Origin of the sequence: Tolypothrix bouteillei VB521301, assembly GCF_000760695.4 — a bacterium.
GTDB lineage: Bacteria > Cyanobacteriota > Cyanobacteriia > Cyanobacteriales > Nostocaceae > Scytonema > Scytonema bouteillei_A.
This window is the reverse complement of record NZ_JHEG04000001.1, coordinates 5,299,230-5,325,016: the sequence shown is the minus strand read 5'-3', so window position 1 is coordinate 5,325,016 and position 25,787 is coordinate 5,299,230. Positions and strand designations below refer to the sequence as shown.

Annotated in this window: 16 protein-coding genes and 1 tRNA gene; 12 read left to right on the top strand and 5 right to left on the bottom strand. The window is 41.5% G+C overall.

Annotation, left to right across the window (positions count from 1 at the left end; all coding sequences use genetic code 11):
• Window positions 1-13 precede the first annotated feature (13 nt).
• Together HC643_RS21395 and HC643_RS21390 are read left to right on the top strand one after the other, a co-directional pair.
• The gene (locus tag HC643_RS21395; RefSeq protein ID WP_038079807.1) at window positions 14-796 is read left to right on the top strand and encodes a PEP-CTERM sorting domain-containing protein; all 783 of its coding nucleotides are present in this window, start codon (window positions 14-16) and stop codon (window positions 794-796) included.
• A gap of 234 nt (window positions 797-1,030) precedes the next feature.
• Window positions 1,031-1,750 (top strand): choice-of-anchor W domain-containing protein, encoded by a 720-nt coding sequence (locus tag HC643_RS21390; protein ID WP_038079810.1) that lies wholly within the window; start codon window positions 1,031-1,033, stop codon window positions 1,748-1,750.
• A 52-nt stretch (window positions 1,751-1,802) separates the two neighbouring features.
• On the opposite strand, the gene HC643_RS42605 is transcribed toward HC643_RS21390, so the two are convergent.
• The gene (locus tag HC643_RS42605) at window positions 1,803-3,167 is read right to left on the bottom strand and encodes a protein kinase domain-containing protein (protein ID WP_038079818.1); all 1,365 of its coding nucleotides are present in this window, start codon (window positions 3,165-3,167) and stop codon (window positions 1,803-1,805) included.
• A 304-nt stretch (window positions 3,168-3,471) separates the two neighbouring features.
• On the opposite strand from HC643_RS42605, the gene HC643_RS21380 reads away from it, so the two are divergent.
• Window positions 3,472-5,202, top strand: a complete 1,731-nt coding sequence (locus HC643_RS21380; protein ID WP_038079865.1) for an Rqc2 family fibronectin-binding protein — start codon at window positions 3,472-3,474, stop codon at window positions 5,200-5,202.
• A 345-nt stretch (window positions 5,203-5,547) separates the two neighbouring features.
• Here the strand turns inward: HC643_RS21380 and HC643_RS21375 are convergent, their stop codons facing one another.
• Complete coding sequence (locus tag HC643_RS21375; RefSeq protein ID WP_038079868.1) at window positions 5,548-7,176, bottom strand: iron uptake porin; 1,629 nt, start codon at window positions 7,174-7,176, stop codon at window positions 5,548-5,550.
• 542 nt (window positions 7,177-7,718) lie between these two features.
• Here HC643_RS21375 and HC643_RS21370 point away from each other — a divergent pair.
• From HC643_RS21370 to HC643_RS21340, 7 genes are all read left to right on the top strand, one after another.
• Window positions 7,719-8,666, top strand: coding sequence for a metal ABC transporter substrate-binding protein (locus HC643_RS21370; RefSeq protein ID WP_082051627.1), 948 nt, complete (start codon window positions 7,719-7,721; stop codon window positions 8,664-8,666).
• A gap of 118 nt (window positions 8,667-8,784) precedes the next feature.
• Window positions 8,785-9,564, top strand: a complete 780-nt coding sequence (locus HC643_RS21365) for a metal ABC transporter ATP-binding protein (RefSeq protein WP_038079824.1) — start codon at window positions 8,785-8,787, stop codon at window positions 9,562-9,564.
• 70 nt (window positions 9,565-9,634) lie between these two features.
• On the top strand, window positions 9,635-10,468 hold the full coding sequence (locus HC643_RS21360; protein WP_038079827.1) for a metal ABC transporter permease: 834 nt from the start codon (window positions 9,635-9,637) through the stop codon (window positions 10,466-10,468).
• An 84-nt stretch (window positions 10,469-10,552) separates the two neighbouring features.
• Window positions 10,553-10,625, top strand: a tRNA-Phe gene (locus HC643_RS21355).
• Window positions 10,626-10,834: 209 nt separating this feature from the next.
• Window positions 10,835-11,038: a hypothetical protein gene (locus HC643_RS21350; protein WP_038079829.1), complete on the top strand. Its 204-nt coding sequence runs from the start codon at window positions 10,835-10,837 to the stop codon at window positions 11,036-11,038.
• Between the two features lie 93 nt (window positions 11,039-11,131).
• Window positions 11,132-11,797: a Uma2 family endonuclease gene (locus HC643_RS21345; RefSeq protein WP_038079831.1), complete on the top strand. Its 666-nt coding sequence runs from the start codon at window positions 11,132-11,134 to the stop codon at window positions 11,795-11,797.
• A gap of 859 nt (window positions 11,798-12,656) precedes the next feature.
• Entirely contained in the window at window positions 12,657-18,824 is a 6,168-nt protein-coding gene (locus HC643_RS21340) for an EAL domain-containing protein (RefSeq protein ID WP_038079833.1), read from the top strand.
• 472 nt (window positions 18,825-19,296) lie between these two features.
• Here HC643_RS21340 and HC643_RS21335 read toward each other — a convergent pair whose 3' ends face one another.
• The gene (locus HC643_RS21335) at window positions 19,297-20,577 is read right to left on the bottom strand and encodes an MFS transporter (RefSeq protein WP_038085266.1); all 1,281 of its coding nucleotides are present in this window, start codon (window positions 20,575-20,577) and stop codon (window positions 19,297-19,299) included.
• 138 nt (window positions 20,578-20,715) lie between these two features.
• Between HC643_RS21335 and HC643_RS21330 the strand changes: the two genes are divergently transcribed.
• Window positions 20,716-21,300 (top strand): Uma2 family endonuclease, encoded by a 585-nt coding sequence (locus HC643_RS21330; protein ID WP_038085263.1) that lies wholly within the window; start codon window positions 20,716-20,718, stop codon window positions 21,298-21,300.
• Window positions 21,301-21,416: 116 nt separating this feature from the next.
• On the opposite strand, the gene HC643_RS21325 is transcribed toward HC643_RS21330, so the two are convergent.
• A complete protein-coding gene (locus HC643_RS21325; RefSeq protein WP_038085260.1) occupies window positions 21,417-22,100 on the bottom strand; it encodes a Uma2 family endonuclease in 684 nt (227 codons plus the stop codon).
• Window positions 22,101-22,236: 136 nt separating this feature from the next.
• On the opposite strand from HC643_RS21325, the gene topA reads away from it, so the two are divergent.
• On the top strand, window positions 22,237-24,402 hold the full coding sequence (gene topA, locus HC643_RS21320) for a type I DNA topoisomerase (protein ID WP_038085257.1): 2,166 nt from the start codon (window positions 22,237-22,239) through the stop codon (window positions 24,400-24,402).
• A gap of 39 nt (window positions 24,403-24,441) precedes the next feature.
• On the opposite strand, the gene HC643_RS21315 is transcribed toward topA, so the two are convergent.
• Entirely contained in the window at window positions 24,442-25,410 is a 969-nt protein-coding gene (locus HC643_RS21315) for an SDR family NAD(P)-dependent oxidoreductase (protein WP_038085255.1), read from the bottom strand.
• Between the last annotated feature and the right edge of the window lie 377 nt (window positions 25,411-25,787).

Here is a 25,787-nt window from a genome sequence, read left to right as displayed (position 1 = left end):
TTAGGAAAATACTATGTTTTTCTTGCCCCAATCTATTAATGACAAAAAATCTCTGATTTTACTGGGATTAGCTACACTAGGTTTATTGTTAGCACCCAATTCAGCCAGTGCTTTTGAATTAGTTAACAAAACTGGTTTTAAAGATTCGGATTTTGAAAACTTGAGACAACAAGGTCAATTTACGGAATTATTTGTAGCTGAAGGTCGAATTGGCGATAATAACCCAAGTGAGGGAATTCATGAAATTGATATTCTTAGAGATACCAAAATCAGTTTTACCCCTGTAGTTAAAGACGGTCGTACTTGGCAGAACAATAGCTTTGTAGACTTTAGTCTGGAATATACAGGAAGCGAAGTAACATATAAAGTTGGCGAAAAAACCTTAAAAACAAATAGTTTTAGCGGTCCAGTCACCGATATATTCCTTCGCACTTTTGCACAGCAAGATAAAATCAGTAAAAATAATAAAAATAACGCGGTTCAACTGACTGACCTTCTGTTTTATGAATCGGCAAACAGTCAAGGTAAGGCAATTGGTAATTTATCCTCTTTTGGTACAGCCACTAGTAGTGACACAGACTATATCCAACTTAGTAAAATATCTGCAGGGTTTAAACTGACTGGTAAAGTGGCTATGAGCTGGGAAGGTGGAATGCTCAGTCAGTCGAATCTCGCCTATCAAATTAAAGTTGGGAATTCTCCAAAAACAACAAGCGTACCTGAACCCGGTACACTTGGTGCGATCGCATTAGCAGCATTTGCGGGGATAGGTTACAAACGACGTAAAAGCAGTTAGTTAATAGCTGAAGCACAATCAACTTGAAATTTACCAACACGGTTTCTTTAAGAAGCCGTGTTTTTGAAATAGAAAAATTTTCATATTTTCATGAAAGAATTAAGTTTTTAGTAAAGGTTTCCAGCATTTGTACCAGTATTAAGAAGTTCTGTTAAAGTTTTATGTAAAAGCGGTGAGGACAGATGTAGTCATCAGTAATTTCTAGGAAACCCTATTTTTTATTGAGGCAAGCAAATGATTCAACGGAAACTGCTCTTGATTTTTGGTCTATTGACCCTTGGACTGTGTACAGTGCCAAACCCAGCAAAAGCCCTAACACTCAGCCAAAACCCTAATTTCACAGATACGGATTTTGAAAATCTCATCAAGCAAGGGCAATTTTCTGAAAAGTTTGTTGCTGAAGGTCGAATTGGAGATCTTGGAGGTCTTGCTACTTATGAACTTAGTATTAATGACGATATTCAGCAAGGCGGTCAGCCTGTTGAGCAACAACAGTATGCTTGGGTTAACAACCAGCCAGTAAACTTCAGTCTGGAATACACGGGTAACAGCGTTAAATATATTGTTGGCGGTCAGACTTTGTCCAGCACGGCTTTTAATGGTCCGGTGAGCGATATTTTCATCCGTACCTTTGCTTCACAGAATAGTGTTGTTAGTTTGAGTGACTTGGTGCTGAATGGTACAAGCCTTGGATCTCTAAATTCTTCTTCTTTGGGTCTTGCTTCAGATGTGGATTACCTAAGAATTAGCGACATTAGCGATCCTTTTGTGCTGACAGGTCAGACAACATTATTTTGGGCTGGTACAACTCCACCAAAGAATTCTCAACTAGCATACCAATTTAAGGTAGGGGGTTCGTCTAAGACCAGCGTACCCGAACCCGGTACAATTGGCGCGATCGCATTGGTCGCATTTGCAGGTTTGGGTTACAGCCGCAAAAAGCCAGCAGCTTAACGAGTGGTAAACTCGTTTCGTTCCAATTCGTAATTCGTAGTTGTACTTTTTATTACGAATTACGAATTATTTGGTTACAAGCTTTATTCTGCTTAATTGGGATTTTAATAATAAATTCAGTTCCCTGACCTAGTAGGGAATTGCAAGTTAAACTACCCTTATGTTTTTCTACTACAATTTGGTAACTGATTGATAACCCCAAACCAGTTCCACTTCCTATTGGCTTAGTTGTAAAAAACGGATCGAAGATTTTTTGTATAACTTCCGGAGCTATTCCAGAACCGTTGTCAGCAATCAGAATCTCTACAATATGTTTTTCTACAATCAATGTACGAATAATAATTGTGGGGATTAAAGATTTAAAATAGAGAGTTAGGGAGCTTATCTTTCTAATCCCTAGTTTCGAGTTCCCTGTTCCTAGTTCCAAAGCATCAATTGCATTTACCAGTATATTCATAAAAACTTGGTTCATTTGATTGACATAACATTCAACCTGGGGGAGTTTTCCGTATTCTTTTATAACTTTAATTTCCGGTCGCTCTACTTTGGCTTTAAGTTTATGATGTAATATCATTAAAGTACTGTTGATTTCCTCATGAATATCAACTGGCTTCATTTCGGCTTCATCTAAGCGAGAAAAGTTACGCAGACCTAACACGATATTCTTGATACGGTTGGTGCCAAGTTTCATGAAATGAAGAATTTTGGGTAAGTCTTCTTTCAGAAAATCTAGATCTATTTCTTGAATTTGATTTTGCAGTGAATACTGTCCAGTGAGGAGTTCAAAAAATGTAACTCCAAGAGAATAAAAATCGCTACGGTAGTCGATTCCTCGGTTCATCCTTCCGGTTTGTTCGGGGGAAATATAAGCTAATGTACCTTCTAAAATATTGGGAGCGAGCGGGTATTGAATTTCTTTTGGAAGTAGGGAGGCAATACTAAAATCTGCTAACTTCACCTCAAAGGTGTTGGGATTAATCAGGATATTTGCAGGTTTAATATCTTTATGAATTACGTGGTTTCGGTGCAGTTGGTGGAGAGTAGAAGCTATTTGAACAGCAATATGGAAAAACTCTTGTAGAGATATGGTATTTGATTCCTTAAAACGATCTAAGTAATCCCGCAAAGAAACACCACCGAAATCTTCCATGACCAAAGCATAGCTGTTATCAAAATTTTCTAAGCTATAGGTTTGGACAATACCTGAAAACTGAAGACTAACTGCGATCGCATATTGATTGCGAAACTGAGCAATTTGAGTAAAACTTGGATGTTTGCTCTGCATCGCTTTAATAATCACTGGTTTTTGGTCATGTTCTCTAATACCCCGGCAAACTAGAGTTTTACTGCCTGCATAAATTTTTTCCAAGATGCTATAGCCAGGAATACTAAAAATTTTGTTTATATGTACAGACATTTGAGCCAAGACTTCCAAGATTCATATCAGCTAGTATTCCCAAAAATATAAATAATCTCGCAAATTATATAGTTAAACTCACACTATTACGGTAGGAATTGCAAGGTAGCTTGAAAAAGAGAGTAGGGCTTGGGGAAGAGAGTTTGTTATGATAGGTTATGAACTTTTTTCATCAGCTACTAAAGTTTTTGCTATTATAGTAAAGTTATATTTTCTTTACACGGACATTTTAAGACTCCATCAGCGAACAGAGCGCTAACAAGTGATAACTGGTAGCTGACAATTGGTGAAACGGGGAATCGTTGTGCAAACTTTTGACTTTACGACTCTTACTGCTGTTTGTAGCGATATCCGCGCTAACTGGCTACCATCTCGCATAGAGCAAGTTTATCAGCGCAACAGCTACACTATTGCGATCGCACTCCGCACGATCAAACAACGGAGTTGGCTGGAAATTTCTTGGCATCCCCAAGCCGCCCGCCTTCACATCGGAGATCCACCACCAAGAATCCCAGATACTTTTACCTTCAGCCAACAACTGATACATCAGTTAGGTGGATTGGCATTAGTCTCCATAGACATAATCGACCCCTGGGAACGTGCTGTTGATTTACAGTTTGCTCGTCGTCCGGGCGAAAGCGCTTTATATCACGTGTATGTTGAAATCATGGGTAAGTACAGTAACGTTATTCTTACCGATGCTAGTAACACAATAATTACTGTTGCCCACCAAGTTAACCAACAACAATCCAGCGTCCGCCCGATTCTTACAGGACAATCCTATGAAAAACCACCCCGACTCACTGCTACCGTACCCAGTTTGACAGAATCTCAGGAACGCTGGCAAGAAAGAGTCAGTTTAATACCAGGAGCTATCAAAAAGCAGTTACTCAAAAACTACCGTGGCGTTTCTCCTTCGCTTATACAGTCAATGTTACAGGTATCCGGTATAGATCCGGAGAGTACAACCGATACCCTAAAATCAGAGGATTGGCAGCGTCTGTTTCAGCGATGGTGCGAATGGTTACAAAGATTGGAGAGCGAGAAATACGAACCTGTTTGGACAGCAGGAGGATACAACGTCCTGGGTTGGGGTGCATTGAAACCAGCTGAAGATATTCAAGAGCTACTCAATCGCTATTATACTGACCAATTCAATTTACAGACATTTTCTCAGCTGCGGCATCAGTTGAATCAAAAACTCAACAACACTTTAGAAAAATTGCGAGTCAAGGCTGCTGCGTTTGAGCACCGCTTACAGCAATCCGAACAAGCAGATGAGTACAGGCAAAAAGCCGATTTGTTAATGGCGCACTTGCATGAATGGCAAGTGGGAATGAAGGAGATTGTCTTACCTGACTTTGAAACTGGTAAACCTATCAAGATTTCCTTAGAACCGGACAAAAATGCAGTGCAAAATGCTCAAAATTTGTACAAACAGCACCAAAAACTCAAACGCGCCCGTACTGCTGTGGAACCGCTATTGATAGAAGTTAAGGCAGAGATTGAGTATTTGGAGCAAGTAGACGCAGCGATTTCTCAAATAGACAGCTACCAAACATCAGAAGATTTACAAGCTTTAGAGGAAATTCGCGAGGAACTGATTCAGCAGCAATATTTAGAAGACTCAGGGTATCGCCGTCGCAGTTCTACAGAATCCGCTAACATCAACTTTCATCATTTCCGCACCCCTAGTGGTTTTGAAGTTTTAATCGGTCGCAACAATCGTCAAAACGACCAGTTAACTTTTCGAGTTGCGAATGACTACGATTTATGGTTTCACGCACAAGAAATTCCGGGGAGTCACCTGCTTTTGCGTTTGGAAGCCGGTGCAGTTCCAGAGGAAAGCGATTTACAGTACGTTGCCAACCTAGCAGCATACTACAGTCGCAGCCGTCAAAGCGACCAAGTGCCAATAGTTTATACTCAACCAAAGTATGTCTACAAGCCCAAGGGAGCAAAACCTGGCATTGCTATCTACAAGCAGGAACGCGTTATTTGGGGACGACCGCAGTTAGCGAACAGCGAACAGTGATTGGAGGAACAACCGGGACAAGGGAGAAAAGGGAGAGTCATTGACGCTCAATACCTAGTGACAAGTAGAGTAATGAAAAATAATAAATTATTTTGATTTAAAAAGTTGATTTATTTTTACAAAGATATGCTTAAATTCTTCTTAAAGATAGAGGCTATTTTTTTATAAATGTGTTGTTTTTTTGATAAATTTCCATTAAAAATCTGTGTTGGCTGTTACAATATTGTGAAGAAAAGTTTCCCGGTGCGCTTTGAGAACGCGCAGTTTGGGTTTAACTCAGGAAACAAGACAACGCAAGAGATATTTATGAGACCAGCTGTGGTAGGCTGGTCTTTTTATATGTGATTAAAAACTCAACGTTGTTCTAATAGCACCAATTACAACATCGTCGTTGTTATTGTTATGGTCTGGTGCTGTCAGCCAAATCACTCCTGGGGTGATGGCTATGTTTTCAGTAACTTGATATTGGTAGAAGGCTTCAATGTGATAGGAAGTATCTCTATCTTTGGAGATTTCGTTGATGCTGGAACCCGTGACTTTTGGTTCCATACCAAAAATGATACCAGCTAAGTTGCCTTTTTTGCCAAGATCGGGAAATCCTAGGGTCACAGCCCAAGTCCAAATATCTAAATCTCCTCGATCGATTCTTCCTCCTTCTGTGGACAAGTTGCGAGCATTTGTGTATCCAACCCAACCTCCTAAGACAAATTTCTCGCTTAAGCCAATGGATGCTTGAAAACCGTAGGAATTACTGGAGAAGGGTACATTTAACTCGTCTGATTCTCCATCTAAGTCAAAGTCAAAGTTGGAGTTGAAGAATGAGATTGGATTTGCGCGAGTACTTCCTGCGCCTAATTCCTGGTTGTAAGCATTAATGTAGGTGAAAGCAAAACTAAAGCGATCGCTTGGTTTAATAGTCAGTTGTGCTAGAGCACTGGAGGGACCGTTAAATATACCATTACCAAGGGATGGATCGTTTGGTGAATTGCCTAAATATCCTAAAGAGACAGATACAGCATCCCCAAACCGTTGGGTGATACCCAAACCCGCGCCTTCTACCTGGTAATAAATTGCGTTCCGCGTACCAAAGGTCGATAAAGCACCTAGAGAACCATCTCCATCAAAGATGTTGATCGTATCCGTGATGTCATCTGCTGCACCTGCGTTAGCAAGAGCAATCACCTCTGTGCTTTTAGTCAGGGGGAATTTGTACCAGAGCGCATCTAGCAAGACATCGCTGTTACCGTCTTCACCTGCAAAGAAGAGGCTACCTTCTGGTGTCCCAAGTTCGGGGTTGACAATATTATTTGCTTGAAGTCTGGTAAACAAAGTGTCGTTTCCCGTGAAGCTAGTGACCAACTCCACGCGTAAGCGCGCCCCAAAGGTTGTATTGTTATCCCTAACGTCTACATCGTTGACTGTATTGCCTCCAAAGACATCAGTGATGGCTGCGACAGCTTCTCCTTGCAGTTTCGTCGTGGTGGAAAATTGATTGGCTTCCAACTCAGCAGTTTTTGCTTCAAGTGCATCTACACGCCCGCGAAGCGTCGCCAGTTCAGCCGCAAATTCCTCTTGCAGTTTTTGTAATGTGGCTAAATCTTGTTTGGTGACTAACTCGGATGTAGCGGTGGCAATGAGTTCGTTGACGCGATCGAGACAAGCATTTAAACCAGCCGCAAATTCGTATCTTGTTAGCGCCCGATTGCCTCTATAAGTCCCATTTGGATATCCAGCAATACAACCGTATCTTTCTACCAACGATTGCAGCGCTTGGAAAGCCCAGTCTGTTGGCTGTACGTCTGATAGCTGAGAAACTGACGTCACCTGTGCCATTGTTTTGTCTTTAGGGCGATTGTCAGTTACGTTGAGATTCTCATTGCTTGGTGTTTCCCCCGCAACGACAGTGGCATTCATGACTAGCATTATGCTCAAAAAGACTGGGCTAGCCAGCAACCATTTCCAAAATTTTGTCATCTCTTCCTCACACACATTTTCGATTAAAACCCACATCTCAAGCTTGGAAAATTTATACCATTTTGGTTTTGGATTGAGAAAGTGGTGTTGAGACTTAATCTCGCATAATTAACCGTGTTTTTTCAAATTGGTATTAGTTTATATGAAAAAGCCTCTCAAATAAGCTGTCGTCATGAATTACTTACATGAAGAGGGATAAAAATCGGTCAGGTAATCTCCAATACCTAATTCCTGATTTTCCACATAGGTTATTACAAACATTGCTACCATGCACGCTCTAGTATATGAAGGCAGAAGAAGGCAGAGGGCAGAAGGCTCAAACGCCTATGAATGAGACTTTTGTCTCAATACTAATGGTATGGTTATTTCCGCTACGCTGTACCAGTTTTTTGGTTTAATAATGAGTATCATTATGTTTTGCAGTACAATCTGTATGTCAATAAATAACAAGAAATCTTGTAAATAACTGTGCGAAGGAGAAAAAAGTGTATCAGCCTCAGAATAGTCCGAAAAAAAGCTTTTTTAGTATAATTGCTTTCTTAATGGTATTTTTAAGTCTTGGGTGTAATGGCTCCGACACAAGGCAGGTAACCAATTCCGAACAGCCTCCACAAACACGGGAAACAGCATCGACTCCATCACCACAATCAAACAAAATCAAAGTTGTAGCTACCTTTTTACCGATTTATTGGTTTACTCAGGCAGTTGCTGGAGATGCAGCAGATGTCAAGATATTAGTGCCACCCGGTACAGAAGTCCATGAATACCAGGCAACACCAGAGAATGTCAAGGAAATTGCTACGGCTAATGTATTGGTAAAAAATGGCATGGGGTTAGAGGGATTTCTGGATAGCACGATCGAGAATGCCCAAAATTCCAAACTTATTCAAGTGGATGCTAGCAAAGGAGTTCAAGCTCTCGATGAAATTTCACCTGTTGTGAAAACTCATAGTGCTCAAGAAGAACACAATCACGACCATGCAGAAGGAAACCCTCATGTATGGTTAGATCCCGTTTTGGCAAAACAGCAAGTTGAAAATATTCGGGATGGTCTTATTGCTGCTGACCCTGCTCGTAAAGCAACTTATGAAGCGAATGCAGCAGCATATATCAAGCAATTAGAGAGTTTGAACGGTGAATTTCAGCAAACTTTACAAAAGACTCCCAATTGTACCTTTGTCACTTTCCATGATGCTTACTCGTACTTAGCTAAACGCTACAATCTAAAGCAAGTTGCTGTTGTGGAAATTCCAGAAGACCAACTCTCACCAACAGACGTACAAAACGCAGTAAAAGCGGTCAAGCAGTATAAAGTGAAAGCGTTGTTTGGCGAACCAGGATCGGATAACAAATTGTTAACGAGTCTTTCTAAAGATTTGAATTTGACTTTGCGTCCTTTGGATTCATTGGAAACGGGAGAAATAGATCCTCAGTACTATTTTCAAGGAATGCGAGCTAATTTAGAAACTTTAAAATCTGCCTGTCAGTAGGTGTTATAAATAATGAGTCAGAAATTACGCGTACTACAGGGTACATTTCATCATAATTTCATAATTTATAACTCATAATGAGAATCTATGATTGTTTCCGGTTAACAACAAATGACGAATGATTAATGATTTTCCTATTTTAAAAGTAGAGGGATTGACGGTTTATCAGGGTAGCTATCTAGCTGTTCGGGATGTTTCTTTGGAAATACACAAGGGAACAAATACAGCTATAGTGGGACCAAATGGTGCCGGTAAAAGTACGCTGGTGCAAGGTATTTTAGATTTAATTCCTAGAAGTGCAGGTAGCATTGAAATATTTGGTCGTCCCATAGCTCGTTTGGGAAATTTGCGCCACCAGTTGGCTTACATGCCGCAAAATTTTATTTTCGATCGCAGCTTTCCTATTTCTGTAGGTGAACTCGTAGAATTGGGATGGGTTTCTAGTTCTTGTTCCAATTTCTTCAATGTCGGAGGTATAAGTCGCCGAAAAAAGGAAAAATCCGCAGCAGTCTCGGAAGCTCTGCGCCGAACTGATGCGTACCACCTGCGCCATCAAGCCATTGGAACTCTCAGTGGCGGTCAATTTAAACGTGTGTTGTTGGCATATTGTTTGGTTGTACCCCGCAAACTCTTGGTTCTGGATGAGGCTTTTGCTGGAGTGGATATTCAAGGTGCAGCAGATTTTTATACGTTGCTTAATGAACTCAAACAAGAAGAAGGTTGGACGGTTTTGCAAGTCTCCCATGATATTGATATGGTCAGCCATTACTGCGATCGCGTTATTTGTTTGAACCAAACCATTGTTTGTACGGGAGTCCCAGAAGTCGCTCTTTCACCACAAAATCTTTTAGCAACTTACGGTCCCGGCTTTAGCCGCTACCGACACAACCATGACTGAATTACGAATTATGAATTATGAATTATGAATTATGAATTTTTGAAGCTACACATAACTTTAGAAATGCCCAATGACAAATTTGAATGACTTGGTGAATTTACTACAGTTTCCCTTCATGCAACGAGCGATCGCAGGTGCGGTGTTGATGGGAATACTTGGCGGTTTGCTTGGTAGTTTTGTCACCTTGCGCCAATTGTCCTTCTTTAGCCATGCGGTAGGTCATGCTGCTTTAGTGGGTGTGGCGTTAGGTGTACTGCTACAGTTAAATCCCACCTGGATGTTACTACCCTTTACTTTACTGTTTGGGTTGGTTGTTCTTTACTTCATCGATCAAACAGATTTGGCTAGCGATAGTGTCCTCAGTATTGTCCTTTCCGGTGCGTTAGCCCTTGGAGTGCTGTTGACTAGTCTAATTAAAGGGTATCGTGGCAATTTAATGAGCATACTGTTCGGCGATATCTTAGCGATTGACATTACTGACCTAGTTTTAACTCTGCTTGTCCTTATAGGAGGTAGTGCATTTCTCTTATTAACTTTGCAGCAGCAAATTCTATTAACTCTTAATCCTGCGGTAGCAAAGGTTCAAGGGGTTCCAGTACAATTGTATCGTTATTGTTTTGTAGTCCTGCTATCACTGGCTGTTGCTGTAGCAATTAAAGCGGTCGGCGTTTTACTCGTGAACGCTTTCTTAGTGATTCCCGCCTCAACAGCCAAATTAATGAGCCATCACTTTAACTGGTTTCTCATTTTGTCCGTGATTGTCGGTTCCACTAGTAGCTTTGGCGGGATTATGGTATCGGGTTTGTTCAACTTTGCTTCCGGACCCAGTATCGTACTCGTACAATTTGTGCTATTTTTAGCGGTTTTCAGCTTGGTTCAGTTTAAGAAAAAATCTACCGCATAATTTTTTCCAAAAGTACTTGTCAAATCATTGAGCCTTCGCTACTATTAATAATCGTGGAAATAAACAAAAACACGAAAGAAATTTGCCGGGATAGCTCAGTTGGTAGAGCAGAGGACTGAAAATCCTCGTGTCACCAGTTCAAATCTGGTTCCTGGCATTACTCAAACAACCCCCGCAAACACTAGGTTTTTGGGGGTTTTGTTTTGAATGGATAAGGAGCTTGTCAAAACTAACATCCAGCGTCTCACCAAAAATAAGCAAATACTTCTGCAACAAGGGCGCAAGAGAAAAACTCAGACAAATGTATAATTTTTAACTTTTGTTAGAAACCTGAAAAATACTGGCTTAGTCAGTAACGATTTGTAGATGCGGACATTTGAAGTTGCGTTAAAAGTTGTACCGCAAATCGGTGATGAGAAAAAGCGTATACCTGAAGAAAAAACTTTGTTAGATTTATGGTTAGTGATGGATGAAATTAAAGCCAAAGTTAGCTATATGCAAACTGAGTTACTGTTAAATTATGGACAGATGAGTTTAGATTTATTTGGGAATCAAGAACCCATCTCCTAACTCCTTCCCGATGCGGGGAGGGGAATAAAATACTCCCCCTCTCTTAGAAACGGAAGGAGGCTCCGATCGAAATTAAACACCCATCATCTTATTATGTATAAATACAATCCCTTACATTGCCTACCTTCATCCGCCGAATTACCTGATTCAAACGACAAACCCGTGGATAGCGAGCTGCAAATCTTAATTCCTAACTTATTATTAGCCATATTAGCAACAATTTGGCAAAATCGTGAAGATTGGTTTTTTGGCATAAACATGGGAATTTATTATGCACCCTCAGAAGATGCTATTGTTCCCGATGGTTTTTTAAGTTTAGGTGTAGAACGATTTGTAGGTGAAAATGGACGTTCTAGTTATGTGTTATGGGAAGAAGATAATATTGCTCCTATATTAGCTTTAGAAATTGTTTCCCAAACCTATAACGGTGAGTACGAAAAGAAAAAAACGGATTACGCTCAATTAGGAATATTGTATTATGTTATTTATGCTCCTACACGACTAAGACGCAGACGCCAACGTTTAGAAGTATACCGTTTAGTTGATGGTGAATATATCTTACAACCTGGAGATAAAATTTGGATGCCAGAAATTGATTTAGGTATCGGGCGTGAAAGAGGAATTTATCAAGGAAGAACGCGTGAATGGCTTTACTGGTATGATGAAGATGGTAATAAATATCCAACACCAGAAGAACAATTGCAAAATATTTTAGCAAGATTACAACAGCAAGGAATTGACCCAAATACGCTAAAATAAATGTCAAAAATTAGAGATAAGCTATTCCATATTTTACTTGCATCAGCTTGAAACCTTTGGCTGGCTTAACTCGCTCTGAAAAATTAGATGTCGAGTAGCTCACCACAAAAATTAATACTCGATCGATACCTTTGCCAATTTCTCAAAAGCCCTACAGACTGGAAGTCTGTGGCTACATAAAGAAAGCCCACCTGCGTGGGCTAAAACCTAAAGCCCGCACAGGGGAGCTTTGTTTGTATAGCCGAGGCAGTGCGTTGCGGTGAATCTAGCCCTGATAGCGTAGCGTGGCGCGAATGCGCCATAGGAGGGTTTCCCTCTACAGGGGACTGGTGAACCCGAAGGGGGGTTCTCCCCGTTGATGCAACTGCTCTGGGTTCCCCCCTTTGAGGCGACTGCTCTGGGTTCCCCCCGTTGAAGCAACTGCTCTGGGTTTCCCCCAACCCCACTTCGTGAGGACCCCAAAGCCCCCCGTTGTAGCGCCTGTCGTTCACTTTTCTAGAGTGAAGGCGTTTTGGCAAAGGTATTGTTGATGATAGCGATTAATATTAAGCAACAAATTTTAGAGTATCTCGAAGTATTACTAGCACAGAGGAGTATCCCAATTTGGATAGCTGTGATTCGTCTGTTAGCAAAATAGGTTCAAGTATCAGCCCGATTTAAAACATCATTCTGGGGATTTTGAATTTTTTTATAAAAAACTGCTGTATTTTTCCAACTTTCCCAAAAATTTCTAACTAAAGCATGACAGTACGCGATTTTACTCTATCGATTTTGTATGAAGAATTAATGTAATATTAATGACATGACTTGTTAACGATCTTGTTTGTGGACGGTATACACATAACATTACAAATCTTCGATGATAGTGATCGCAGGTTATGAAATTACAAAAAAACTTTACGAAAGTAGCAAATCATTAGTTTATCGAGGATGCAGGCTTTCGGATCGATTTCCCGTTATCCTCAAAATACTCAAGCAAGAGTACCCGCCTCCTGAGGAAATTGCTCGTTTTAAACTAGAGTACGAGATTACCCGCCACCTAACCTTGGAGGGTACAGTCAGAGCTTATAGCCTGGAACAATATCGGCATAGTTTGGTAATGACTGTAGAGGATTTTGGTGGGGAAGCTTTGAATTTATTGATGAAGCACCAACAATTTTCCATAGAAACAGCTATTAAACTCGGCATCCAAATCACTGAAATACTAGGTGAAATTCACCTACAGAATGTCATCCATAAAGATATAAATCTCTCAAATATTGTTTTCAATCCGGTTACGGGACAGTTAAAAATTATTGACTTTGGCATTTCTACTATTTTTGCTCGCGAAAATCCCATCCTTACCAGTCCCCACATTTTAGAGGGGACTTTGGCCTATATGTCCCCGGAGCAAACGGGTAGAATGAACAGATCCCTCGACTACCGCAGCGATTTTTACTCTTTAGGTGTCACTCTCTACGAATTGTTTACCCAGCAAAGACCCTTCAATACCACCAACTTGCTGGAGTTAGTACACTGTCATCTTGCCAAACAACCAATACCACCCCACAAGCGCAAACCAGAAATTCCACTTGCCATATCTCAAATCATTCTCAAACTTATGGCAAAAATGGCAGAGGAAAGATACCAAAGTGCTAAAGGTATTAAAACAGATTTAGAAGAATGCCTGAGACAACTTCAGAATTCTGGTACTATCCAACCTTTCCCGCTTGCTAGCACAGATATATCAACTGCGCTGCAAATTCCGCAAAAGCTTTATGGTAGAGAGCAAGAAATTACCATGCTAATTGCGACATTTGAGCAAATTGTGCAAAAGGAGATGAGCGAGAGTTCTCAGCCTTCGATCGCATCCCCTAACAAAACCCAGATGGTGCTGGTATCTGGCTACTCCGGGATTGGCAAATCTGCTCTCGTGCAGGAACTTTATAAGTCCGTAACCCAGCAACAGAGTTATTTTATTGCGGGAAAGTTCGAGCAGTACCAGAGGAATATCCCTTACTTTGCGATCGTGAATGCTTTTGCCGATCTCGTGCGACAACTGTTATCAGAGCAGGAAGAACAGTTATGTCAGTGGCGCGAAAAGCTTTTGGGAGCGTTGCTTCCCAACGCTCAAGTCATTATAGATGTTATTCCTGAGATAGAGCTGATTATTGGTAGACAGCCAGAAGTCCCTGAGTTGGGTTCAGCAGAAGCACAAAACCGTTTCAACCTTGTTTTTCAAAGTTTTATTCGCGTATTTGCTCAGCCCGAACATCCGTTGGTACTGTTTTTAGATGATTTGCAGTGGGCAGATCTAGCCAGTTTAAAATTACTACAACTCTTACTAACAGCAACAGATAGCACTCATCTATTTGCCATTGGGGCTTACCGCGATAATGAGGTCAGTGCAGCCCATCCTTTACTGGTAACCGTAGAGGAAATTAGCCGTAGTGGAGGATCTATTCGGCAAATTGTCCTTTCTCCACTGGAACTATATCATGTGACAATGCTGATTTCTGAAACATTAAGCTGCACTACGGCAGAAGCTCAACCTCTTGCTCAACTTGTCATAGATAAAACAGGTGGCAATCCTTTCTTTGTCAAGGAGTTTCTGAAAACTCTGAATACAGAAAATCTTTTGCAATTTAACATGCAGTTATGCAAATGGCAGTGGAATATCGAGCAGATAAAAACTAGAGAGATTACAAGCAATGTAATAGAACTATTGGCTCTGAAAATTCAACAACTTAAATCCGAAACTCAAAATATTTTAAAATTAGCAGCTTGTATTGGCAATCAGTTTGAAATAGATATTTTGGCAATGGTTTACCATCGCTCGTCTCAAGAAACGGCGATCGTACTTCAAGACGCTGTTGCTATGGGTCTGGTGATGCCTCTCAACAATAATTATAAGTTGCTTGTACTGGGTATTCAAGAACAGGCAGTTGTTGAATGTAAGTTCGTACACGATAGAATTCAGCAAGCCGTCTACTCACTTATACCAGCAAGCGATCGCCAAAAGATTCATTACCAAATTGGACAATTGTTGCTTTTTAATAGCGATTCCCAACAGCAAGAGCAAAGATATTTTGATATTGTCAATCAACTGAATTTAGGGCAAGAATTGATCGAGCAGCAGCAGGACAGAAACAAACTGGCGCAACTCAATTTGATGGTAGGAGAAAAAGCGAAAGCCTCTGCTGCTTATGATTCAGCATTTAGTTACTTGCGAATGGGATTAAGGTTGCTAGCAGAAGACAGTTGGCAACAACAGTACAATCTCACACTAGAATTGTACCAAGCAGCAACTGAAGTTGCTTTTCTTAATAGTGAATTTGAGCGCATGGAACAGTTAGCTCAAAAGACACTACAGCAAGCACGAACGGTATTGCATAAAGTACGAGTTTACGAAGTTAAAATTCAAGCCCTACTCGTACAGGGATATCCAATAGAAGCGCTTAGGATCGCTTTAGAGATACTATCTTTGTTAGAAGTAAACTTTCCAACACCAGCAACTCAAGCAGATGTTGAAAAGGCGCTTACAGAAACTATCGCTCGATTGGCTGATGTCTCTATTGAATCATTAATCAATTTACCCCAAATGACGGAAGCTAGAGTCCTTGCAGCCATGCGAGTGTTATCTAGTGCTATTCCTGCAGCACACGTTAGCACCCCTGAATTATTCCCATTGATTGTCATTAAGCAAGTCAATCTATCGATTGAGTACGGAAATGCAGAGATTTCTCCTTTTCCTTACGCTGTATACGGTTTAATTCTTTGTGGAGTTGATATTGAAGCAGGCTGTCAATTTAGTGATTTGGCTCTAGCATTGTTGGAAAAGCTGAACTACAAACCAATTCGTTGTAGAACGCTCCTACCCGTCCATGCGGGAACCCGCTATTGGAAAACTCATCTGAGAGCAACTCTGAGTCCTTTACAAGACTGCTATCAAGCAGGTATCGAGAACGGAGACTTTGAATTTGCTGGTTATACGGCGCTTCATCATTGCGATCAAGCTTTCTTTGCTGGGGTGTTTCTCGCTGAAATAGAACAATTGGCATCCAATTATATTTATGACTTAACATCTCTAAAGCAAACAAGAAACGCTCATGCGATCGCAATGTTCAAACAAGCGATGTTGAACTTAACAGCAGGTTCTTCCCATACCCATCTCTTAATAGGGAATGCTTACAATGAAGTACAATCGCTACCTTTATTGCAACAAGCAAACGATCGCCAAGTTTTGTTTCTACTCTATCTAAATAAACTTATGCTTTGCTGCTGGTTTAACCTACCACAGCAAGCAGTGGAAAATGCGGATTTAGCAGCAGCTTATCTTGATGGAGTTGCAGGACAAGTCAGCATTGCATTCTTCCACTTTTATGATGCGTTAGCCCGATTGGCGATTTATGCTGAAGCATCACCTCCGGAGCAGATTGAGATTCTGAGCAAAGTGAAATTGGATCTCGAACAAATGGAACGATGGGCGCGACATGCTCCCATGAACTACCAGCACAAATTTTTTTTGATGCAAGCAGAACAGCATCGCGTATTGGGTGAAGAGTTTCAAGCAATGGAGTTATACGATCGCGCCATTACCCTTGCAGACGAACACGAGTACACTCAAGAGGCGGCTATTGCTTACGAGCGCTCTGCTATGGTTTATTCGGCTAGAGGAAAGGTTGTGTTTGCTAAAACCTGCATACAGGAAGCCCGTTACCGCTATCTCAGATGGGGGGCTATGGCAAAAGTTAGAGATTTGGAGACAAAGTTTCCAGAATTCTTCGAGCAACCTTTAGAAACCAGTGCCAAAATTTCTGTGACCGATTCCACAAGTAGCCGTTCCGAGACGCTAGATTTGGAAACTGTCATGAAAGCGTCTCAAGCAATTGCAAGCGAGCTTGTTCTCACCCGTCTGTTATCAACTCTTATGAAGGTAGCGATTGAAAATGCTGGAGCACAGATAGGAAGGTTGATTTTAGAAACAGATGGTCAGCTGTTAATGGAAGCAACAGGTATGGCGGATGGCGAGACAATTTATATAGGACAGCCCGTTCCCATTCAAAAGTGCCAAAATGTTTGTGTTGCTATTGTCAATTATGTTGCTCGCACTCAAAACAGCATAGTTCTAGACAATGCAACTCGCGACAATCAATTTGCATCCGATCCTTATATTCGCCAACAACAGCCCAAATCTATTCTCTGCACTCCAATGGTCAATCAGGGGAAATTATCTGGCGTGCTTTATTTGGAGAATAACTTAGCCACGGCTGCGTTTAAACCAGAACGAGTGGAATTATTGAATTTATTGTCTACACAGATGGCGATCGCAATTGAGAACGCACGGTTACTCAGAAATAGGGAAGAACTCAACCAATTTCTACAACTGAAAACAGAACAAACTTCTCGAATTTTAGAGCGAATTACAGATGGATTTATTGCTGTGAATCGGCAATGGCAGATTGTCTATGTCAATCAACAAGCCGAACGGCAATTGGGAAAAGCTGGTGAGGAACTTTTGGGACAAAACTTTTGGAAGACTTATCCAATCGTTATAAATACCGTGTTTTACCAGCGATATCATGAAGCTATGAAGAATAAAAACCACATTCAATTTGAAGAGTTTTATCCACCTAGCAAGAAGTGGTTGGAAGTCAATGTTTATCCTGATGATGAAGGCTTATCTATCTTTTTTCGCGATATTACAGAAAGAAAGCAAATGGAGGATAAACTGGTTTATGATGCCCTCCACGATACCTTGACTGGATTACCCAATCGGCTGCTATTTACCGAACGATTGGAGCAAGCTATTCGGCGAACGCAGAAGCACCGGGATTATCGATTTGCCGTGTTGTTTTTGGATGTAGATCGTTTTAAGGTAATTAATGATAGTTTGGGGCATATGGTTGGAGATGAGCTTTTAGTTGCTATTGCTCGAAGGTTAAAATCTTGCCTCAGCCCGATGGATATAATTGCGAGATTGGGAGGGGATGAATTTATTATTTTATTAGATTCTCCAGAAGATGAAGCCCTGATTGCCGATCGCATTCAGTTAGCGCTCAATGTACCGTTTGATTTAAATGGTTATAAGGTTTTCAATACCGTCAGTATTGGGATTGTTTCTAGTGTGACGGGGTACAATCGTGCGGAAGAATTGCTGCGTGCTGCGGATATTGCAATGTATCAAGCAAAAGCAGGCGGGAAATCTTGTTATGTTATTTTTAATACGAGTATGCAAGATAGAGCCACATTGCTGCTACAGCTAGAGACAGATTTGCGATGGGCGATCCAACACCAACAATTGCAAGTTTATTATCAACCGATTGTATCGCTGCAAACTGGGAGATTGGAAGGGTTTGAAGCGCTGGTGCGATGGTTGCATCCGGAGAAGGGGTTGATTTCGCCTTCTGAATTTGTTCCCTTAGCAGAAGAAACAGGGCTGATTGTTCCTATTGGGGAATGGGTGTTGCTAGAAGCATGTCGTCAGTTGCGCGTTTGGCAATTGCAATTTAGCGATCGCTTACCTCTGACAATGAGCGTTAACCTTTCGGTGAAGCAGCTCTCGCAATCAGATTTGATTGAACGTATCGATCGGGTTTTAAGTCACATGGATCTTCGGGGAGACAGTTTAAAGCTGGAAATTACAGAAAGCACTTTAATGACTTATTCAGAAGTGACAAGGGATGTGTTGCAGCAATTGAGCGATCGTAACATACAGCTTTGCATTGATGATTTTGGGACGGGGTATTCTTCATTAAGTTATCTGCACCAGTTTCCCGTTCATCTTTTGAAGATCGATCGCTCCTTTACTCAGAGGATTGGGGTTCAAAATCAGGATACTGAGATTGTCCGCACTATTTTGGCATTGGCACACAATTTATCAATGAATGTTATTGCGGAAGGAATCGAAACGGTTGAACAGCTGGCTGAATTGAGAAGACTGGGCTGTGAATACGGACAGGGTTATTGGTTTTCTAAACCTTTGGACAGTCAAGCAGCAGAAGTGTTGATTGCACAAAGACCTGATTGGCTAATGGCTAATGGCTAATTGCTAATGGCTAATGGCTAATGGCTAATTGTTAATGGCTATTGAAGTCTTATTTTAGCCAAGTGAAAAAAAGCCTCGATCCATTTGGTTATACTATCTCACCAACAATTTACCCTGGTTACCTGCTGCTGCGATCGCACCTGTATTGTATAGTTAACTAGCATCAAAGAGTGTTAGCCTGTTCGCCGATCGCTCGGTTTTTGAGCATAGTTACGAGCGGGAGCATCCCAAAGAGTGCCAATTGCCTTCAGAATAGAATTCTCAGGCTATATAAACGCTCGTCCCTTCGGACTCACCGCAAGACAAGGACTTCTTATTAAGTCCACGTAGGTGGTGAGTCCGGCGCTGCAGGCGGGTTTCCCGCCGTAGGCGACTGGCGAACCCGGAGGGACTTAGCTTGTATAGCGGCGATTTCAATCGCCAACGTGTTTTTTGCAAATTGGGATGCTCCCGTTACGATCGCCAATCTCAATTAAGGCGAGTCAAGAGAAAACTTCTTCAGTCGGAGAATGTGCAGCATGAATAAACCGAACACGCTACTGATAGAAATTGCAATCCATAAACCGTGAGCGATCGCTGGGGAACGATCCATTGCCCATCCGCCTAAAATTGGACCGACAAAATAGCCAATTGACCAACATTGATAGCCGATAGCAAGATAAACTGCTCGCAATGATTGCGGCGCTAACTCAGCTATTAGTGCTGGTGCAAATGGTTTGTAGATGGCACTTGCAATGGACAAGACAGAAAATGCAGCAATAGTTCCAAAGATGGCAATTGATGGCATCAGATGAGTTGCCCAAACTAAAATGAATCCAGCACTCCATAACAACATTGAGATTGTAAGAACTCGAACATTCAACAGTGAAGTTAATAGTTGTACTAGCGGTAATTGCAACACCGAACCAATGCCGACATAGCACCAAGTAAAGAGATTTGCCACACTGACTAATGACGAGCCTGCATCTGAATTCGTCTGTGAAATCCCAATAAAAACAAAGTTTGTAAAATACAGCGGTAATGTAGTGCTAACCAAAGCAATATAAGTTGTAAAAAGAACATTAACTAACATAAAGACTTGCAGGGAGCTATCTTTTAATGCCAAACTAAATCCTTGGAGTGGATTGGAATGTTCGTTCGCCTCTTGATGAGAGTCGGCGATCGCAACTTGGATTGTTACCAAAAACACCAAGAGAATCAACCCTGCCATTAAAAAGAGCGTTTGCGGTTGCGTGACTGTAGAAAGTACGAGCCCACCACTCAAGATTCCCAAACCACTGCCAATACTATCTGCCAGTACCAGAATGGCAAATGCTTTTTGATGTTCTTTTGGAGGAGTGACATCAATAACTGCAGCATCAGCTGCTGTCCAATAACATCCGGCGCTCAACCCCATCAGCAAATTTACGACAATCAGCATGGATAAATTGGGAAGCAATGCTAATGCGATCGCTGCTAAAATTGACAACAAAGCCGAAAATAACAGTGTTCGTTTGCGACCATATGCGGGAGAATCAGCTAAATAACCTCCCAAGAAATGCCCTACGACTCCAGCAAGCGCCCCACAGCCTACCGCAAACCCAACCACTGTTGCTGAAAAATTCAACTGATTGACAAAAATTAAAGGGATAAAGAATTGGATAGTCCCATATCCACCTTGATAGAGAAATCGAGCAATTGCCTGTGCCCAAACCTGATAACTTGATGGTTGGAGCAAGAAGGGTTTAGGATTTGCAAGACTTTGATTTTCCACAGAAACCTCATAAATAACGAGTGTGGCTGAATCGGTATGTAGAGACGTGCTGTTTGAAGCGTCTCTCCATTATCAATTTTTATCATCATTTTTGTAAAATGATATAACTACTAACTTGAAGCTTGAGGATTCAAACCAATGGTAATGCAAGCTAACGAGAAAAAAAACTATACAAGCGAAGAATATTTAGAATTAGAGCTTAACTCAGAACAACGTCATGAATACATTAACGGTGAAATTATTCCTATGACTGGTGGGACACCAAATCACAATCAAATTGCAGGAAACTTCTATGCTGCACTAAATTTTGCTCTCAAACGTCAACCCTATCGAGTTTTTGTCACCGATCAACGGTTGTGGATTCCTAAAAAACGAATTTACACCTATCCTGATGTTATGGTAGTTCGGGGCGAATTGCAATTACAAGAAGGAAGACGAGATACTCTTATTAATCCATTCATCATTGCTGAAGTCTTATCAGCCGCAACTAGAAGTTATGACAAAGATGAGAAATTTTTAGCTTATCGTACTATTCCAACTTTTCAGGAATATTTGTTAATTGACCAATATAAAGTCCATATAGAACATTTTTTTAAAACAGATAATAAACGCTGGTCTTTTCTTGAATATGATGAACTTAATGAAACATTGTCTCTAAATTCTATTTCTTTTGAAATCAGTCTTATGGATCTTTATGATAAAGTTGAATTTGAAAATCTATAGCAGTTCTCAATTATTAGCAATCCTATTTCATCGCTATAGAATTTTTCTCATGTAAACCAATTTACTTACTGAAATTCACGCACCAACACACAAACTTGCTGGCTCAAATGGGCTTTTTACTGACTTGGTAGAGAATCGGGATCGACGCCAATTGAACGTAAATACTGCGCTAACTGTTCTGCTCGTTCTTCTGCTGTTAAATAGCGATCGCCTTTTTTGTCATACCAAGACAATAGTTGTTGTTGAATACCAGCAACGGTAGCTTGGTATCGTCCAATCCCCAAACCTACTTCTGGCATCCAATAAGGTTCACCAATTTGCAATTGATAATTACCATCTATCAACTTATACACTTCAAACGGTTGATGTTGGTCGCGTTGCCAATATTCTGGGTTATAAATCACATAGTACAACACACCAAGTTTAGCGTAGATATCTAGTTTCTCATCGTATTCACCCCCTGGTGTTTGGGATACTATCTCCAAAGTCAAAATGGGAACTATCTCCTTTTCTTCCCAAACTGCATAACTTCTGCGAGATTTCCCCCCCTTTTTACGTTCCACTCCCAAGCTCAAAAAGCCATCAGGTACCACAGGCACTCTAGAATTGACTCCTGTGGTGTGATATATTGCCATATCTACACCAAAAAACCAATCCAGACGCTTTGCCCAAATTGAGTTCAGCAAAAACAGTAAAACATTGGGCAAGAAATTTTGGTCTTCGTTATCCACAGGTGTATCATCTGAGCAAGCTAGTTGATTGGTGCTTGGTAAGGCAACAGGGATTTCAGGTGACAGCATAACTGTTGTCAGGCTTGGCTTTAAGTTCTTCTATTATAGGTGGAGCGCACTATGAAGAGTGCAAGACGTTCAAAACAAGTGTACTATAAAAAACAAAGCATCCCTCTGTTTAGATGACATCAAAAGGTAAGGTGCTATGCCCAAACGCCTTCTAGTGGTTGAGTCCCCCGGTAAAGTCAAAAAACTCAGTCAAATCCTGGGAAGCGATTGGATCGTGCGTGCTAGTTGCGGTCACATTCGCGAACTCAGCAATGAAGGTGAGGATTCTTTGGGATTTGTGATGGAAGGCAACAGCGTACAATGTCGTTACATACCTCGCGACCAACAAGCACGGGAAACGATTCAACAGCTAAAGGCGGCTGTCAAGCAGGTTCAAGAAGTTGTCTTAGCGACAGATCCAGATAGAGAGGGAGAAACTATTGCTTGGCATCTTAAAGAAGCCTTGGGACTCAAAAACCCAAAACGGGTTGTGTATACAGAAATTACTGAGTCTGCGGTTCGGAGTGCCATTGCCCATCCTAGAGAACTTGACCTAGATTTAATAGGGGCGGGATTGTGCCGAGATTGTCTGGATAAGTTAGTTGGTTACAAGGGTAGCCCGTTAGTCTGGGCTTTGAATAATGGAGCAAAAAGTGTTGGTAGAGTCCAAAGCGCAACTTTACACTTGATTTGCCAGCGCGAAAGGGAAATTCAGTCTTTTGTTCCTCAAGATTATTGGAGTGTGTGGGTAGATTATGCTGAGGGCTTCCGCGCTTTTTATAAAGGAAAAGTGGGCGAACGCGCCGAGTCTTCAGAACCGGAAACGGAAGCACACGACGATGCAGCAAGTAACACCAAAAATGCCCCAGAGTCAACTCGCGTTCTTTCTGAAGCCGAAGCAGATCGTTTGGTAGAAGAGGCGCGGCGTCATCCACACCAAGTCGTTAAATTTGAAGGTAAGATTGCCAACCGCCAACCACCTCCACCGTTTATCACTTCTACCCTCCAACAAGCGGCGGGTTCAAGGCTGCGATTTGCTCCTGACCGGACTATGGTTTTAGCTCAAAAGTTGTATGAGGCGGGGTTAATTACATATATGCGGACGGACTCAGTGATGCTCAGCCCTGAGTTTTGCGCCGATGCTCGAAAATGGTTGGAGGAAAACGATCCGCAAAATGTACCGCCGAAAACTGCCAGACATCGGAGTAACAAAACGGCTCAAGAGGCTCATGAAGCAATCCGCCCGACTAACGTGTTTCGTCCTTCAGCCGAGTTGCGAGTAGAACTGCCTGCAGATGAGTTTAACCTGTACGTAATGATTTGGAAACGTGCGATCGCATCCCAATGTCGTCCCGCGCAATTGCGTAAAACCTTGATAATCGTTCAGTCTGGTGAAATTTTATGGCAAGCAAGAGGACAAGTTGTTGAATTTCTAGGTTACGCCCGATACTGGTCAAACCTCAGCAAAGATACCCTTTTGCCAACCTTACACGAGGGACAAATTCTAACTTTAGAAAATGCAGGACACGAGAAAAAGCAAACGCAACCACCACCACGCTACAGCGAACCAAAATTAGTCCAACTGATGGAACGCAAAGGGATTGGTCGTCCGAGTACCTATTCTCCCACAATTGCTACCCTCAAGAAACGAGATTACGTGCAGTTAACAAAAGATAGTTTACAACCAACTGCCTTGGGTTTGGAAGTGGACGCTTTTTTATTAAAAGCATTACCCGATTTGCTACAAACAGAATTTACTGCAAAGATGGAAGATGCTCTAGATGCGATAGCGTCTGGGAAACAGCCATGGCAGAACTACCTAACAAATTGGAACCAGAATTACTTTGCACCTGCACTGGTAAAAGCAAAAACTGTAGTTGTGAGTTCATCGAATGGAGTAAAAGCGCCCTCTGTTGATAAAAGTAAATTTGAGACTTCCAGAACTCGTTGTCCTCAGTGCAAGAATCACTTAGCCAAAATCAAGAGCAGTAAAGTTAAGAAGAAATACTTTCTGAAATGCGTGAGTGGGTGTGAAGATGTCGTTCTTTTTTGGAGTGAGTATAGCAAAACATGGGAAGCACCACGCTCAAAAGCAACCACAGGCGAAAGCCCCCAAAAGCCCCCTGCACAAATCACAGAATATCCCTGTCCGGTATGTAAAAAACCTTTAGAGGAGTATAGCTATGTAAAAGAAGGGCAAAGTAAAAAAATGCTCCGCTGTTCTGACCCCAAATCTCGAAATGACCAGAAACATAAAGATGTGGCTTTTTTTACTACCCAAAAAGGTTGGTGGAGCCCTAAATTCGGGGAATTGAAGTGTTAGCCTCCACAATATATACAACTCTGCTTGCTCGAGTTAAAGTTAAACTTTTGGCGAGCTTGCAGTAATTAATAGTAATAGCGACCAAGGTATATTGAGATTGGGCACCAGCCATGAATATTTTCGCAGTGCGGGTATGGCAAAGGGAATGAGAAACCTGAGCGATCGCAACGATACAGGGCGATCGCCATTTTGGTCTACCAATCCATAATATTGAGCTAGTTCAGCAACAATTTGCACTTTTCCCGTGCGACGCATTAAAGTTGGGTCTGCTGTAAGAGCGGCAATTACCCGTCCTGTAAGCAAAGGAGTTTCCCAATTGTATCCCTCCTTAAAGACAGCACTTTGTTGGTCTGCTGCCTCATTTTCCTTCATCTGAGCGGCTAAACGAGTGATATGTTCGGTACCAACAATTCCCGGCCAAATGGAAAGTGAGGTAATATTCTGTGGTTTCAATTCAATTGCCATATCTGCTGCTAAGCGATCGCAAGCAGCCTTTCCCACAGTATATGGCACCCCAAAAATATAAGACAAACCGCCCCAAGAAGAAATGGTGCAAATCAATCCCTGCTGGTACTGCGTCATCATCCGAGCCGCAAAAACACTCGCTACATAGTGGCTACGCAGTCCAACATTGTTGCAAGCATCCCAAAAATTCGGTTCGCACTCCCAAAAAGGTTTTCCATAAGCATCTGTTAATGCTTGAACTCCTGAATAAACGTTATTCACCAACACATCAAGCTTTCCTTGCTCATCTTGGATGCGCTCGAACAGCAAACGCACTTGCTCATCAGAGCTGTGGTCTACAGGAATGGGTATGCAAATTCCACCAGCTGCTCTCACGGCTGACTCAGTTTCCCGGAGACTTCCAGAACCATCGTTGGATTCTAAAGTACGACCTGTGATATATACAGTAGCGCCTGCTTCACCCAGTCCAACAGCAATTCCTTTGCCCAGACCTCGCGTTGCCCCCGTTACCAATGCTATTTTACCTTCAAGGTATTTGTTCATAACTGGTTATCACTCGCTCAACAAAATTAAGAAGACTTCCAATTAAAAAATCATCCCATCGTAAGGGCGCAAGTCCGCTGCTCCCCTGCACGTTAATTTCTGATTTGGGGTAATTTATTTTTGGTGTTCCCTTGTTCCAGGAACTTTTGGTGTTGATACTTAGACATTAGCAGCAATGGCGATAAGAAGGCTTAACGGCTTCAGCCGTATCCCATTTGAGGGAGTTGCACCAAGTATGAAGAGTTATTCATGAAGAATGAAATAACTTTAAGAAATAAAAATCAAGTCTTGTAGAGTAAATATAGTAAGTTAAAAAGAGAATTTTCTTAATCAAAAGGGCTTGAAGTGATGCTAAATTTATATTCCTTGAAATTCGC

What these genes read in the sequence shown, in the direction of transcription:
- HC643_RS21350 (WP_038079829.1), top strand. Translation starts at nt 10,835, where the DNA reads ATGCGGACATTTGAAGTTGCGTTAAAAGTTGTACCGCAAATCGGTGAT.
- HC643_RS21325 (WP_038085260.1), bottom strand. Translation starts at nt 22,100, where the DNA reads ATGCTGTCACCTGAAATCCCTGTTGCCTTACCAAGCACCAATCAACTA.
- HC643_RS21375 (WP_038079868.1), bottom strand. Translation starts at nt 7,176, where the DNA reads ATGACAAAATTTTGGAAATGGTTGCTGGCTAGCCCAGTCTTTTTGAGC.
- HC643_RS42605 (WP_038079818.1), bottom strand. Translation starts at nt 3,167, where the DNA reads ATGTCTGTACATATAAACAAAATTTTTAGTATTCCTGGCTATAGCATC.
- HC643_RS21370 (WP_082051627.1), top strand. Translation starts at nt 7,719, where the DNA reads ATGGTATTTTTAAGTCTTGGGTGTAATGGCTCCGACACAAGGCAGGTA.
- HC643_RS21345 (WP_038079831.1), top strand. Translation starts at nt 11,132, where the DNA reads ATGTATAAATACAATCCCTTACATTGCCTACCTTCATCCGCCGAATTA.
- HC643_RS21340 (WP_038079833.1), top strand. Translation starts at nt 12,657, where the DNA reads ATGATAGTGATCGCAGGTTATGAAATTACAAAAAAACTTTACGAAAGT.
- HC643_RS21390 (WP_038079810.1), top strand. Translation starts at nt 1,031, where the DNA reads ATGATTCAACGGAAACTGCTCTTGATTTTTGGTCTATTGACCCTTGGA.
- HC643_RS21315 (WP_038085255.1), bottom strand. Translation starts at nt 25,410, where the DNA reads ATGAACAAATACCTTGAAGGTAAAATAGCATTGGTAACGGGGGCAACG.
- topA (WP_038085257.1), top strand. Translation starts at nt 22,237, where the DNA reads ATGCCCAAACGCCTTCTAGTGGTTGAGTCCCCCGGTAAAGTCAAAAAA.
- HC643_RS21330 (WP_038085263.1), top strand. Translation starts at nt 20,716, where the DNA reads ATGGTAATGCAAGCTAACGAGAAAAAAAACTATACAAGCGAAGAATAT.
- HC643_RS21360 (WP_038079827.1), top strand. Translation starts at nt 9,635, where the DNA reads ATGACAAATTTGAATGACTTGGTGAATTTACTACAGTTTCCCTTCATG.
- HC643_RS21395 (WP_038079807.1), top strand. Translation starts at nt 14, where the DNA reads ATGTTTTTCTTGCCCCAATCTATTAATGACAAAAAATCTCTGATTTTA.
- HC643_RS21365 (WP_038079824.1), top strand. Translation starts at nt 8,785, where the DNA reads ATGATTAATGATTTTCCTATTTTAAAAGTAGAGGGATTGACGGTTTAT.